Origin of the sequence: Streptomyces sp. PR69 (genome assembly GCF_026420845.1) — a bacterium.
GTDB lineage: Bacteria > Actinomycetota > Actinomycetes > Streptomycetales > Streptomycetaceae > Streptomyces.
In genome coordinates this window covers 37,881-51,816 of record NZ_JAOWCB010000028.1, presented here as the reverse complement: position 1 = coordinate 51,816, position 13,936 = coordinate 37,881, and the positions used below count along the sequence as shown (strand labels likewise).

11 protein-coding genes are annotated in these 13,936 nt (G+C 70.7%); 5 read left to right on the top strand and 6 right to left on the bottom strand.

What is annotated here, in order from left to right; translation table 11 throughout:
- Positions 1 to 200: 200 nt before the first annotated feature.
- A complete protein-coding gene (locus tag OF819_RS22850; protein ID WP_267245483.1) occupies positions 201 to 653 on the top strand; it encodes an NUDIX hydrolase in 453 nt (150 codons plus the stop codon).
- 7 nt (positions 654 to 660) lie between these two features.
- On the opposite strand, the gene OF819_RS22845 is transcribed toward OF819_RS22850, so the two are convergent.
- Positions 661 to 1,662, bottom strand: coding sequence for a hypothetical protein (locus OF819_RS22845; protein ID WP_267245482.1), 1,002 nt, complete (start codon positions 1,660 to 1,662; stop codon positions 661 to 663).
- A gap of 772 nt (positions 1,663 to 2,434) precedes the next feature.
- Complete coding sequence (gene pepN, locus OF819_RS22840) at positions 2,435 to 5,017, bottom strand: aminopeptidase N (protein ID WP_267245481.1); 2,583 nt, start codon at positions 5,015 to 5,017, stop codon at positions 2,435 to 2,437.
- A 180-nt stretch (positions 5,018 to 5,197) separates the two neighbouring features.
- On the opposite strand from pepN, the gene OF819_RS22835 reads away from it, so the two are divergent.
- Positions 5,198 to 5,845, top strand: a complete 648-nt coding sequence (locus OF819_RS22835) for a DsbA family protein (RefSeq protein WP_267245480.1) — start codon at positions 5,198 to 5,200, stop codon at positions 5,843 to 5,845.
- Between the two features lie 173 nt (positions 5,846 to 6,018).
- On the opposite strand, the gene OF819_RS22830 is transcribed toward OF819_RS22835, so the two are convergent.
- The 3 genes from OF819_RS22830 to OF819_RS22820 form a co-directional block, all read right to left on the bottom strand.
- Positions 6,019 to 6,654 (bottom strand): superoxide dismutase, encoded by a 636-nt coding sequence (locus OF819_RS22830; protein WP_267245479.1) that lies wholly within the window; start codon positions 6,652 to 6,654, stop codon positions 6,019 to 6,021.
- Between the two features lie 190 nt (positions 6,655 to 6,844).
- The gene (locus OF819_RS22825; protein WP_267245478.1) at positions 6,845 to 8,293 is read right to left on the bottom strand and encodes an amino acid permease; all 1,449 of its coding nucleotides are present in this window, start codon (positions 8,291 to 8,293) and stop codon (positions 6,845 to 6,847) included.
- 127 nt (positions 8,294 to 8,420) lie between these two features.
- Positions 8,421 to 9,857 (bottom strand): amino acid permease, encoded by a 1,437-nt coding sequence (locus OF819_RS22820; RefSeq protein ID WP_416370600.1) that lies wholly within the window; start codon positions 9,855 to 9,857, stop codon positions 8,421 to 8,423.
- Positions 9,858 to 10,123: 266 nt separating this feature from the next.
- On the opposite strand from OF819_RS22820, the gene OF819_RS22815 reads away from it, so the two are divergent.
- Positions 10,124 to 10,714 (top strand): biotin transporter BioY, encoded by a 591-nt coding sequence (locus tag OF819_RS22815; RefSeq protein WP_267245477.1) that lies wholly within the window; start codon positions 10,124 to 10,126, stop codon positions 10,712 to 10,714.
- 170 nt (positions 10,715 to 10,884) lie between these two features.
- On the opposite strand, the gene OF819_RS22810 is transcribed toward OF819_RS22815, so the two are convergent.
- On the bottom strand, positions 10,885 to 12,312 hold the full coding sequence (locus OF819_RS22810; protein ID WP_267245476.1) for an amino acid permease: 1,428 nt from the start codon (positions 12,310 to 12,312) through the stop codon (positions 10,885 to 10,887).
- Between the two features lie 195 nt (positions 12,313 to 12,507).
- On the opposite strand from OF819_RS22810, the gene OF819_RS22805 reads away from it, so the two are divergent.
- Together OF819_RS22805 and OF819_RS22800 are read left to right on the top strand one after the other, a co-directional pair.
- The gene (locus OF819_RS22805) at positions 12,508 to 12,996 is read left to right on the top strand and encodes a ribose-5-phosphate isomerase (RefSeq protein WP_267245475.1); all 489 of its coding nucleotides are present in this window, start codon (positions 12,508 to 12,510) and stop codon (positions 12,994 to 12,996) included.
- Entirely contained in the window at positions 12,996 to 13,802 is an 807-nt protein-coding gene (locus OF819_RS22800; RefSeq protein ID WP_267245474.1) for an Fpg/Nei family DNA glycosylase, read from the top strand. The genes OF819_RS22805 and OF819_RS22800 overlap by 1 nt, the downstream gene beginning before the upstream one ends.
- Positions 13,803 to 13,936 lie beyond the last annotated feature (134 nt).

Genomic DNA, 13,936 nt, shown 5'->3' with positions numbered 1-13,936 from the left:
GTGAGGTTTGACAGAGCTGGAGTCCGGATTCCGGTGCCGGACGACCGCTCACCCTTTCGCAAGTGACAGGGGTTTGTGGAGGGTTGACGGAGATGCCAGTGCGTCATTGGCGTACATCCGCCACCGTGGGCGATGCGCCACACGGAACAAAACGGAATGACCGGAGCCGGGTTGTCGGTCCGTGCTTCTAACCTCTGCGCATGAGGGTCACCAGAAGGAGGCTGCGCATCGCCGCCTATGCCGTGTGTGTGCGCGACGGGGAGATGCTGCTCGCCCGCTGGGTGGCGCGGGACGGGAGCAGGCGGTGGACGCTGCCCGGCGGCGGGATGGACGCGGGGGAGGATCCGCTGGACACGGTCGTGCGCGAGGTGGGGGAGGAGACCGGCTACCGGGTTGAGATGACCGCGCTGCTGGGGGTGCACACGAATCTCGTCCGCCATCGCCGCCGCTTCGGGCGGTACCGGGACTTCCAGGCGCTGCGCCTGGTGTACGAGGGAAGGATCGCCGGCGGCGAGCTGCGTCCGGAGACGGGCGGGTCCACGGATCTCGCCGCCTGGCATCCGCTGGACCGGGTGCCGGAGCTGGCACGGGTCGAGGTGGTGGACGTCGGACTGGAGCTGTGGCGCTCCCGGCCGCCGACGGGCCGGATCTGAGGCGCGGTCAGCGGGGGAGCACCACCACATAGGAGGCCGGGTCGCGGTCGGAGGAGGCCATCAGCGCCGTACGCACCACGGTCGCCTGCTGCTCCAGCGACTCGCGCAGCTTCCTGGGGGTGATATGGACGACGGTGATGCCGAGCCGCTCCAGATGTTCCCGCTTGCGGGCGTACTCCGACCACATCGTGTCCTCGTCGAGCCGGGGCGCACGGGTGTCCAGTTCGACGGCGACCGCGTGTTCGGGCCAGTAAGCGTCCACACCGCCCAGATGAGGGCCGCCCGGCAGCCGGAGGTCCACGTTCCACACCGGGTCGGGAAGGCGGAAGGAGCGGACCATCTCATACAGCCTGTCCTCCGCCAGCGCCCGCCCCTCGGCGAGCAGCGAGTCGACGGCGTCCACCACATGCGGCCGGGTGAGCAGCCGGGCGCGGGTCAGCTCCTTGACGACGGCGGCCGGTTCGCAGTGGCCGCCGCGCACCGCCTCGGTGAGCAGTCGGCGCACCGAGTCGCCGTCGGCGAGCTGCGCCACCGCGTCCGCCAGCGCCCGCGGCACCGGCGCCACCGGCACGCCGGTGATCTCCTGTGGTCTGGGCAGCGCATGCGCCCGCACCAGCCGGGCGCATCCGGCCGACCGCAGCCGCCGCGTCCGCGGCACCAGCACATCGATCCGGTCCAGCGACAGCAGCGGCGGCGCGGCCGAGAACCGGTGCAGCGCCAGCGCGGCCAGCCCCGTGATCATCACCTCGCGGTAGGGGCCCGCGCCCTCCTGCGGACGCGCCGCGTACAACAGCGCCCCGTGCAGCCGCTCTTCACTGGTCGGGGGGCCGGGGTGCAGCAGATACACACCGGGCAGCAGCTGCTGCCACGGCCCGCCGTCGCGGCACTGGGCGGCGGCCCGGGCGGCGGAGACACCATGCTCCCGCAACTGCACGGCCGACAGCACGCGCCGCTGTACGTCGGAGAGATGGCTCAGGGGGAGGGGGGAGAGAGGGGTGTTGTGGTTCATGCGTCGGGGATTCCCGCGTGGGGCCACGGGGCTAACCGCTGTTACACGCCCGTCGACATTTAGGGACAACCCTGCCCTAAAGTACGCACGTTCGACGTCCGATCACCCACCCTGCCGAACGGGTGACCGTCCTCCCTGACCAGCGCCGCCGCGCCCGTCCCTCCCCACGGCGCGTCGCCCGGCACGCCGTGCGTGCGGGCCGCCGGGCGCATGGGCCCGCGGCACGGGACTGGCTGTGGCGCCTGTCGGGGGGCGTGGCGGCGGGCTCCGCCGCCGCCCGGCGGTCCGCCGGCCAAGCCCCTCAGGCGGCCTGCGCAAGCGAGGGGCCCCGCTGCCGGGCCCGCAGGTGCGGTCGTTCCGGGTCCGGTCGTCTCGCTCGGGTCGCGCCGGGTTCCTGCGGTGGCCGCAGCTCTCTCCCGGGCGCGGCCGCACGGCGGCCGCGGCCCGGCGGCCGCCTGGTCGCTTGCCACGCCCGCCGGTGGCCCGGTGTGCGGGGTGGCGGGCCGTCGGCCGAACCCCATGTGCGCCGACCCCGAGCGTGGTCGGCGGTCATCCCCGCCGGGCCGGGTGCGACGGCGGGCCGCCGGTCCATTACGGCGGCGGGCCGCAGGTCCGTTCCGGCGGCGGGGGAGAACGCCGGATCAGGCCACCGCGCCGGCGCCGACTCGCTTCGCCGCCTGGCGCTTCGGCGCTTCCCTCTCGCCAGGCCGCGGCCCCCCCGCGGGGCGTCCCGCCGCATACGACGCGACTGTCCAAGCCCGCCCGCAGGGCGTCAGGCAGCCGCCCGGGACGCCGCCTCGTCGCACGCCTGCGCCAGCCGCGCGCGGGCCAGGTCGTCGCGTGCCTCCAGGACCAGGCGGCGCAGGGCCGGCGGGGCGGAGGCATGGGCCGTCAGCCAGGCGTCCGTCGCCGTGAGCGTCGGCTCGTCGTCCTGCAGGCCCGGATACAGCCCCCGGACCACATCCATCCCGATCTGGATGGACCGCTCCGCCCACACCCGTTCGATCGCCTCGAAGTACTTCGGCGCGAAGGGCGCGAGAAGCTCCCGCTGCCCGGTCTGCACAAAGCCCGAAATCGTCGCCTCGACCAGGGCGTTGGAGAGCTTTTCGGACTCCACGACCTGCGCCCAGGCCTGCTCCTTGACGGCCGCGGACGGGCGGGCGGCCAGACAGCGGACCTGGTGCCGCTTGCCCGAGGCCGTGTCGTCACGGGCCAGCTCCGCGGCGATGGCCTGCTCGTCGGCGACGCCGTGCGCGGCCAGCGGCTCCAGGAACGCCCACCGCAGCTCCTGGTCCACATCCAGTCCGTCGATCTTCGCCATGCCCTCCAGAAGCCCCTGGAGCAGCTGCAGATCCGCCGCCGACCCGGCCGCCGAGGCGAAGAACCGCGCCCAGGTGAGCTGGTGCTGGCTGCCCGGCTCGGCGTCCCGCAGCTCCCGCAGCGCGCCCTCGGCGAGCAGCCGCCCGCCCTCCTCGCGCCAGCCGGGCGCGGCATAGTGGTGCAGCGCGGTCCGCGCCCATGCGTGCAGCATCTGCAGGACGCCGATGTCGGATTCCCGCCCCGCGAACCGCAGCACCATCTCGATGAAGTCCCGCGCCGGCATCAGCGCGTCACGGGTCATATTCCACAGCGCCGACCAGCACAGCGCCCGCGCCAGCGGGTCCGTGAGGTCGCCCAGATGCTGCCGCAGCGCCGCCAGCGACCCCTCATCGAAGCGGATCTTGCAGTAGGTCAGATCGTCGTCGTTGACGAGGATCAGCGCGGGCCGTTCGACCCCCGTCAACTCGCTGATCATCGTGCGCGCACCGGTGATGTCCGCCTCGGCGCGCGCGTACCGCACCAGCTCTGTGCCCTGCGTCCGGTACAGCCCGACGGCCACCCGGTGCGGCCGCAGCTCTTCGCCGTCCTGGCCGACGGCCAGCTCGGCGATCCGGCCGTCCTCGTCGTAGGTGACGAAAGGCGTCAGGGAGTTGACGCCTGAGGTCTCCAGCCAGGACCGGGACCAGGCCTTCATATCGCGCCCGGAGGTCTCCTCCAGCACGGAGAGCAGATCGCCGAGCCGGGTGTTGCCGTAGGCGTGCCGCTTGAAGTAGCGCCGTGCGCCCTCCAGGAAGGCGTCCCGCCCCGCGTACGCCACAAGCTGCTTGAGCACGGACGCGCCCTTGGCGTAGGTGATCCCGTCGAAGTTCAGCTTGGCGTCCTCCAGATCGCGGATGTCGGCCGTGATCGGGTGTGTGGACGGCAGCTGGTCGGCGCGGTACGCCCACGCCTTGCGGTTGTTGGCGAAGGTCACCCACGCATTGCCGAAGCGGGTCGCTTCCGCCTGTGAGAACGACCCCATGAAGTCCGCGAACGACTCCTTCAGCCACAGGTCGTCCCACCACTGCATGGTGACCAGATCGCCGAACCACATATGGGCCATCTCATGCAGGATGACGTTGGCCCGCCGCTCGTACGACGCCTGCGTCACTTTGCCCCGGAAGACGAACTCCTCCCGGAAGGTCACACAGCCCGGGTTCTCCATCGCGCCGAGGTTGTACTCGGGCACGAACGCCTGGTCGTACTTGCCGAAGGGGTACGGATAGTCGAAGTGGTCGTGGAAGAAGTCCAGGCCCTGCTTGGTGACCAGGAAGATGTCGGCCGCGTCGAAGTGCCGGGCCAGTCCCTTGCGGCACATCGCGCCCAGCGGGATCTCCAGCGTGGAGCCGTCGCCCAGCTCACGCCGGTAGACATCCGTCTCATAGTGATAGGGACCGGCCACCACCGCGGTGATGTAGGTGGAGATCGGCGCTGTCTCGGCGAACCGCCAGGTCAGGCCGTCCCGCCCTTCCTCCGCACCATTGCTCCACACCGTCCATCCGTCCGGCGCCGTCACCCGGAAGCGGAAGGGGGCCTTCAGGTCCGGCTGCTCGAAGTTGGCGAACACCCGGCGGGCGTCGGCCGGCTCGTACTGCGTATAGAGGTAGACCTCGCCGTCCTCCGGGTCCACAAAGCGGTGCAGCCCCTCGCCCGTCCTGCTGTATGCGCACTGGGCGTCCACGACCAGCACATTCTCCTCGGCGAGGCCCTCCAGGGCGATCCGCGCGCCGTCGAAGACCTTGGCCGGGTCCAGCGCGCGGCCGTTCAGCGTCACGGAGGTGACGGATGGGGCGACGAGGTCCGCGAAGGCGGCCGCACCCGGCCGGGCGGCCCGGAAGCGGATCGTGGTCACCGAGCGGAACGTACGCGGCCCCGTGTCCTGAGGCGACGCCTCCCCGACCGCCGACCGCACGTCGAGGGCCACCTCATACCCCTCGACGGACAGCAGCTCAGCCCGCTCGCGGGCTTCGTCGCGGGACAGATTCTCACCGGGCACGGGCACTCCTTCGTGGCTCGTCGTGAACAGCACCGATCCTCCCATGCGGTCCTGGCAGCCGGTATCGGGGAATCCCCTGGCGTCCCCCTGACGTTCCCCTGCACGACGACGCCCGAAGAGGCCCCGAAGAGACCGCGAAGAGACCCCGAAGGCCCCTACGGGGTTCCGAAGAGGAGAGACATGTCCGACAACGCCACACCCGGCACGACGCCCGTCGACTTCTGGTTCGACCCTCTGTGCCCCTGGGCCTGGATGACCTCGCGCTGGATGCTGGAGGTGGAGAAGGTCCGGGACGTCGAGGTCCGCTGGCATGTGATGAGCCTGGCGGTGCTGAACGAGAACAAGCTCGACGAGCTCCCCGAGGAGTACCGCGAGATGCTCGCCACCCAGGCGTGGGGCCCGGTGCGCGTGGTGACGGCCGCCTGGCAGAAGTACGGCGACGAAGTGCTCGGCCGCCTCTACACGGCGATGGGCGTCCGCTTCCACAACCGCGGCGAGGGCGCGACCCGCGAGGCGATCGTCGCCGCCCTCGGGGACGCGGGCCTGCCGGCCGAGCTGATCGACTACGCGGACTCCGACGCGTACGACGCCGAACTGCGCGCCTCCCACAAGGAGGGCATCGACAAGGTCGGCCAGGACGTCGGCACCCCGGTCATCGCGGTGCCCGGCCCGGACGGCGAGCAGATCGCGTTCTTCGGGCCCGTCGTCACCCCCGCCCCTAAGGGCGAGGAGGCGGCCAGGCTCTGGGACGGCACGCTGATGGTCGCCTCCATCCCCGGCTTCTACGAGATCAAGCGGACCCGGACGGCTCCGCCGAACTTCGACTGAACCCCCGCCGGCGCGGGAAACGCCGGCGCAAACGAGGTCGCCGCAACGAGAACGGCCCCCTGCGAGTCACGTCCTCGCGGGGGGCCGTTCTTCTTTCCGCCTGCCGCGTGAAGGGTGAGAAGACGATCACGAGCAGGACGACTGAGCCGCGCCCCCGTTCCGGGGCGCGCCGGTCACGGGGCGATCAGCGGGGTGCGCTCCTTGGCCTGGGCGTAGCGCTTGGCGACGTCCTGCCAGTTGACGACCTGCCACATGGCCTCGATGAAGTCCACCTTCTGGTTCTTGTACTGCAGATAGAAGGCGTGCTCCCAGGCGTCGAAGACCAGGATCGGCACCGAGCCCTGGCCGACGTTGCCCTGGTGGTCATAGACCTGCTCGACGATCAGGCGGCCGCTGACCGGCTCATAGGCCAGTACGCCCCAGCCCGAGCCCTGCGTGGTGGCCGACGCCTTGGTCAGCTGGGCCTTGAACTTGGCGAAGGAGCCGAACGACTCGGCGATGGCGTCGGCCAGCTCGCCCACGCCGTCCTTCTCCAGCGGCTCGCCGCCGCCGTCGCCTGTCATGTTGTTCCAGTAGATGGAGTGGAGGATGTGGCCGGAGAGGTGGAACGCAAGATTCTTCTCCAGTCCGTTGATCGCCCCCCATGCCTCCTTGTCGCGGGCTTCCGCAAGCTGTTCGAGCGTGTCGTTGGCGCCTTTGACATAGGCGGCGTGGTGCTTGTCGTGGTGCAGCTCGACGATCTGGGGGTCGATGACCGGCTCCAGCGCCGTGTAGTCGTACGGAAGTTCAGGAAGCGTGTAAACAGCCATGTCGTCGGTCCCTCCGGCTCATGCGCGCCACTGCTTATTGCAAGCTATGTGCAGATGCACCGTAGCAGCAGAAAGAGGGAGATGTTGATCAGGCATTGGTCCTAGGTCCGGCGTCCTGCGAGGCGCATACATGCGAAACCCCCGGGCCGCTCGGCCCGGGGGTTTCGTCACGGTGTGTGCCGTCGTCGGCTCAGTCCGCCGGTGTGCCGGCCGCGACGGACTCCCGCTCCGGCTGCCGGGACTCACGCGCCTTCTGCCAGGCATAGCCCGCGATCGCCAGCGCCAGCGTCAGCACGCCGGTCCCCAGCAGCTGCGTCCGGGTGTCGGCCTCGCGCGCCATCAGAACGAACACCACGCCCATGCCGATCAGCGCCAGCACGGTGAGATAGGGGTACGCCCACATCTTCACGACCAGCTTCTCCGGGGCCTCCCGCTCCATCCGGCGGCGCAGCAGCAGCTGCGAGACGGCGATGAAGATCCAGACGACCAGGATCACCGCGCCGATCATGTTGAGCAGCCAGCGGAAGACGTCGTCGGGACGCCAGTAGCTCAGCAGCACACAGCCGAAGCCGAAGACGGACGAGAACAGCACCGCGGTACGGGGCACACCGCCCGAGACCCTGCCCAGCGCCTGCGGCCCCTGGCCGCGGGCGACCAGCGAGCAGGCCATCCGGGACGCGCCGTAGATATTGGCGTTCATCGCCGACAGCAGCGCGATCAGCACGACCACATTCATGATCTGGCCGGCCGCGGGGATGCCCAGATGGTCGAGCGTGGCGACATAGGGGCCCTTGTTGACGATCGCGGGGTCGTTCCACGGCACGAGCGCGACGATCACCGCCATGGAGCCGATGTAGAAGACGGCGATGCGCCACATCGCCGTACGCACAGCCTTGGCCACGCCCTGGACCGGGTGCTCGGACTCCGCCGCGGCGATGGTGACCGTCTCCAGGCCGCCGTAGGCGAAGATGGAGGCGAGCAGACCGACGATCAGGCCCTCCGAGCCGTTCGGGAGGAAGCCGCCCGCACCGCTGAGGTTGGCCGCGCCGGGGGCGTCCGTGCCCGGCAGCACGCCGGCGATCGCCAGCGCGCCGATGCCGAGGAACAGGGTGATCGCGCCGACCTTGAGGGCCGCGAACCAGAACTCGAACTCGCCGAAGTTCTTCACCGCGGCCAGGTTCGTGCCGCAGAACGCCAGCATGAACAGCGCCACCCAGGCCCACTCAGGGGTTCCCGGCAGCCAGCCCGTCATGATCTTGGCGGCGCCGATGCCCTCCAGGCCCACGGCCACACAGAGCAGAAACCAGAACGCCCAGCCGGAGGTGAACCCCGCCCATGGGCCGATCGCCCGCTCGGCGTGCACCGAGAAGGAGCCGGAGGCCGGGTTTGCCGCGGACATCTCGCCGAGCATGCGCATCACCAGCATGACCAGCAGGCCGGAGAGCGCATAGGCGATGACGATGGACGGCCCGGCGGCGGCGATGCCCGCGCCGGAGCCGACGAAGAGGCCCGCGCCGATGACGCCGCCCAGGGCGATCATCGACAGATGGCGTTGTTTGAGTCCATGCGAGAGCGTGGCGTCGGCCTGCGGCTTCTTCTGCTGCTGGTCGACGGACGCGGGCGCAGGGGTCGGAGACATGGACGTGCCCTGTTCAGTCGCTGAGACGGGGGAGCGGACCAGTCTGAGCATGCGCCCCGCTTATGGGGAACACATGTCCGCTATGCGGGCAAGATGCTTACACAAGGTGAAGCGATCCGTACAGGGCTTACTTTCGGCCACGGTCGCGTACGTCCCTGACCACCGCGACCAGCAGCACCAGCGCCGTCGCCGCGCCCGACCACAGCAGCTGCGGCCGCGCCCCGTCGTCGTTGAGCATCAGCACCACCACCGCGCCGATGGCCGCCAGGGTCGCCCGGGTCAGCCACGGGAAGGCCCACATCTTCAACGGGAGCCCGCCCTGTGGTGCGGAACGCTCCAGCCGGCGCCGCAGCCTCAGCTGCGACAGCGCGATCAGCGCCCATACGAAGAGCAGCACCGCGCCCACCGAGTTGAGGAGATACGCGAACACCGTCTCCGGCCACCTCAGGTTCAGCAGCACAGAGACGAACCCGAACGCGACGGAGGCGAGCACCGCACGCCGCGGCACCCCGCCCGGAGCGACCCGGAGCAGCCCCCGCGGGGCCTCGCCTCGCTCCGCGAGCGAGAAGACCATGCGCGAGGAGCCGTACAGATTGGCGTTCAGGGCGGACAGCAGCGCCACAAAGACCACGACGTTCATGATCTGCCCGGCGCTGGGCACGCCGAGCGAGTCCAGCACGGTGACATACGGGCTCAGACCGGCCCGCTGCGCCGTCCACGGCAGCAGCGTCACGATCACCAGCATCGAGCCGACATAGAAGAAGAGGATGCGGAAGAGCGCGCTGCGCACGGCGCGGCCCACCGCGCGCGCCGGGTCGTCCGTCTCCGCCGCGGCGATGGTCACCACCTCCAGGCCGCCGAAGGCGAAGACGACCGCGAGGACCCCGGAGACGACGCCCGCCCAGCCGTTCGGCAGAAAGCCGCCGTCGCCGGTGAGATGGCTGAGACCGACGGGGTCCGTGTCGGGCAGCAGCCCGAAGACCGCCAGCGTGCCCAGGAGCAGAAAGAGCACGATCGCGCCGACCTTGAGGGCCGCGAACCAGAACTCGAACTCTCCGAAGTTCTTCACGGCCGCGAGATTGGCGGCGGTGAAGACCACCATGAAGGTCAGCACCCAGCCCCACTGCGGCACCGCGCCCACCCAGCCGTGCGCGATCTGCGCGGCGGCCGTCGCCTCCACGGCGAGCACGACCACGAGCAGCAGCCAGTACAGCCAGCCCGCGCTGAAGCCCGCCCAGCGGCCCAGCGCCCGCTCGGCGTGCACCGAGAAGGAGCCGGAGGCGGGCAGGGCGGCGGACATCTCGCCGAGCATCCGCATCACCAGCATGGCGATCGCGCCCGCGATCAGATACGAGAGCACGATGCCGGGCCCCGCGACGGCGATGCCCGCGCCCGAGCCGACGAAGAGCCCCGCGCCGATCACCCCGCCCAGACCGAGCATCGTCAGATGGCGCTGCTTGAGTCCGGGGGACAGGGGCTCGCCCCCGGCGGTTTGAGGCCCCCCGGCCTGAGTCTCGTCGGCGCGGGGCCCATCGGCCAGGGGCGTGCGCGGCGCAGGGTGCATGGTGCTCACAAGTCTTTGATCATTGGGGAGAATCTACAGTTTCCCCGAGCCGGGCGAGATCCGCCAAAACGGCCGAGGCACGCCCTCACCTCAGTGACGAGCATCACCCGGAGGCCGTGCTGTGGCGACGGCTTTGTGTGAAGTCAACCAAGTGCCCAACAGGCCCTTTGTCGGCGGCTGATGGTGTCCGCGCGAATCCCGGTGGGCTACGGTCGCCGTGTTCCACCCCCATCCCTGCCACCCTCACCCCCTGCGGAGTCTTCCCGATGAGCACTGCTGCCGCCGCCGTCCCCGTCCGCCCCGGAGCCGTCCTCGCCGACCTGCTGCCGGCCTCCCGCGTCCGGGACGCCGCCCTCGTCGTCGGCGGCGCGGCGCTGACCGGCCTCGCGGCCCAGCTCGCCGTCCAGCCTCCCGGCTTCGCGGTGCCGATCACCGGGCAGACGTTCGCGGCCCTGCTGGTCGGCACGGCGCTCGGCGCCCGGCGCGGCTTCCTCTCCCTCGGGCTGTATCTGCTGGCCGGCATCGCCGGAGCGCCGTGGTTCGCCGGCGGGGCGTCCGGGTTCGCCGTCCCGTCGCTCGGCTATGTCATCGGCATGGTCCTCGCCGCCGCGGCCGTCGGCGCGCTGGCCCGCCGCGGCGCGGACCGCTCGGTGCTGCGCATGGCGGGCGCGATGGCGCTCGGCTCCGCGCTCATCTACGCGGTCGGCGTCCCCTATCTGGCGCTGGCCACCGGCATGTCCCTGACCGAGGCGGTCGCCGCGGGCATGGTCCCCTTCCTTATCGGCGACGCGGTCAAGGCGGGGCTTGCGATGGGGGCGGTGCCGGCGGCCTGGAAGCTTCTGAACCGCCGCGGCTGATCCCCGGGGGCTTAAGCCCCCGAACCCCCGCGCCTCAAGCGCCGCCGGGGCTGGAAAATCAAGCCCGTCCGGCGCTTGAGGACACGGCCTTCAGGCCGTACGGGGGTCTGGGGGCGGAGCCCCCGGTTACGGGAAGGGGCGGGGTGGGGGAAGCGCGCCGCAGGCCCCCGTCAGCCGCGCCGCCGCCCCCAGACCTCCCGCCCCACCGCGACCGCCACCACCAGCGCCGCCACCAGCAGGGACAGCAGCACCTGCGTGCGCCCCGTCTCGTCGTAGACCATGTACACCAGCACAAACAAGATCATGCCGATGGTCGCCCAGGTCAGCCCTGGGAACAGCCACATCCGCACGACCAGCTTCTCGGGCGACTCGCGCAGGATGATGCCCCGCATCCGCAGCTGCGTGCAGCAGATCACCAGCCAGACGAACAGCGCCACCGCCCCCGACGAGTTGAGCAGGAACGCGAACACCGTGTCCGGCCACTTGTAGTTGAAGAAGACGGCGACGAAGCCGAAGAGGACGGAGGCGAGGACCGCCACCCTCGGCACGCCCCGCGCGCTCGTCCGCGCGAACGAGGCCGGCGCGTCCCCGCGCTGCCCCAGTGAGAACGCCATCCGCGAGGCCGTGTAGAGCCCGGAGTTCAGACAGGACAGCACCGCGGTGAGCACGATGACCTTCATGACCTCCCCGGCGTGCGGGATGCCGATGGACTTCAGCGCCGCGACATATGAGCCGTCGTGGACGATGGACGGGTCGTTCCATGGCAGCAGCGTCAGCACCACGAAGATCGAGCCGAGGTAGAAGACGGCGATGCGCCAGATCACGCTGTTGACCGCCTTGGTGACGGCACGCTGCGGATCGGCGGACTCGCCCGCCGCCAGCGTCACGATCTCGCTGCCCATGAAGGAGAAGACGACCATCAGCACACCGGTGAGGACCGCGCCGTACCCGTTGGGGAAGAAGCCCCCGGCGTCGGTGAGATGGGCGAGGCCCGCGCCGGGGTTGTCGGAGCCGGGCAGCAGCCCGAAGACCGCGAGCAGGCCCACGCCGACGAACGCCGCGATCGCCACGACCTTGATCCCGGCGAACCAGAACTCGAACTCCCCGTACGACGACACGGACGCGAGGTTCGTCGCCGTCAGCACGATCATCACCAGCAGCGCCCACGCCCACTGCGGCACCGCCGGAACCCAGCTCTCAAGGATCTCCGCGCCCGCCGTCGCCTCCACCGCGAGCACCACGACCCAGAAGAACCAGTACAGCCAGCCGATCGAGAACCCGGCCCAGCGGCCCAGCGCCCGGTCCGCATAGGCCGAGAAGGAGCCGGAGGCGGGATTGGCGGCGGCCATCTCGCCGAGCATCCGCATCACGAAGACGACCATCGTGCCGACGAGGGCGTACGAGACGAGGATGGCCGGACCGGCGGCGGCGATGCCGGAGCCGGAGCCGACGAAGAGCCCGGCGCCGATCACTCCGGCAATGGCGATCATGGACAGATGCCGGTTTTTGAGACCGGCCTGAAGACCGTTGGAGGGCTGCGGCTTCCCGGGATCGCCGGTCGATCCGCCTTCCTTCGCAAGGGTCTGCTGGGTGGTCATGCGCAAATCCTTAGGTTTGATGATGCTCGGGTCACGAGCCCGAGCATTCAAACCCCGGGGGACTCCGGGAGGGAAGATCTCTCCATGGATTGTTGCCTATTACACCTTTAATGGCCGGATGTCGTCGGGATTGGTCCGGACCTTGCCGGAGGGGGCGGTCCGCGCTTCGGCCGAACCCCGTGCCACACTCGGACCATGCGCGTGTACCTCGGCTCGGACCATGCCGGCTTTGAACTCAAGAACCATCTCGTCGAGTGGCTCAGGGCCCATGGCCACGAGCCCGTCGACTGCGGCCCCCATATCTACGACGCCCAGGACGACTACCCGCCGTTCTGCCTGCGCGCCGCGGAGAAGACCGCCGCGGACCCGGAGAGCCTCGGCATCGTGATCGGCGGCTCCGGCAACGGCGAGCAGATCGCCGCGAACAAGGTCAAGGGGGTGCGTGCGGCGCTCGCCTGGAGCGAGCAGACCGCCGCGCTCGGCCGGGAGCACAACAACGCCAACGTCATCGCCGTCGGCGCCCGGATGCACTCGCTCGACGAGTCCACGAAGTTCGTGGAGACCTTCCTCAACACCCCGTACTCGGGCGAGGAACGCCACACCCGGCGCATCGAGATGCTCTCCGCGTACGAGACGAAGGGCGAACTGCCCCCGATCCCCGCGCACCACCCGCAGCAGCCCTGATGCCCGAAGGGCACACCATCCACCGGCTGGCCGCCGACTACCGGGAACGGTTCGGCGGCCGCCCTGTGCGGGCGAGCAGCCCACAGGGGAAGTTCGCCGACGCCGCGGCCCTGCTCGACGGGGCGGTCCTGGAGGGCGCCGAAGCCCACGGCAAGCATCTGTTCCTCGGCTTCGGCGGCGAATGGGTCCATATCCATCTGGGCCTCTTCGGCAAGGTGAACTTCGGCGACGCGCCCGCCCCGCCGCCCGCCGACACGGTGCGGCTCCGGCTGGCCAACCCGCGGTCGTACGTCGACCTGCGCGGGCCCACCTCCTGCGCGCTGCTCACCGACGGCGAGAAGCAGGCGATACACGACCGCCTCGGCCCCGACCCGCTGCGCCCCGGCGACGACCCGGACCGCGCCTGGAAACGGATCTCCCGCTCCCGTACGACGATCGCCGCCCTGCTGCTGGACCAGAAGATCATCGCGGGCGTCGGCAACGTCTACCGCGCCGAAGTCCTCTTCCGGCACGGCGTCGACCCCTACCGCGCGGGCAAGGACCTCACCCGCGCCGAGTGGACGGCGATCTGGACGGACCTCGCGGCGCTGATGCGCGAGGGCGTACGCGACAACCGCATCGACACGGTGCGCCCCGAGCACACCCCGGAGGCGATGGGCCGCCCGCCCCGCGTCGACGACCACGGCGGCGAGGTCTACGTCTACCGCCGGGCGAACCTCCCCTGCCATATCTGCACCACCCCGGTGCGCACGGCCGAACTGGCCGCCCGCAACCTCTTCTGGTGCCCGTCCTGCCAACGCCGCTGACGCGTACGGCGCCGGGCCCGCCGCCGGACCCGTCCCGGTGCGGGACGAGCCCCGAACCACCCCTGCGCCGCCGACGGTCACCCGCCGACCCGCTGTCACGGGCAGCCCCTGTCGCCGCGGGCGGCAGGCCGGGC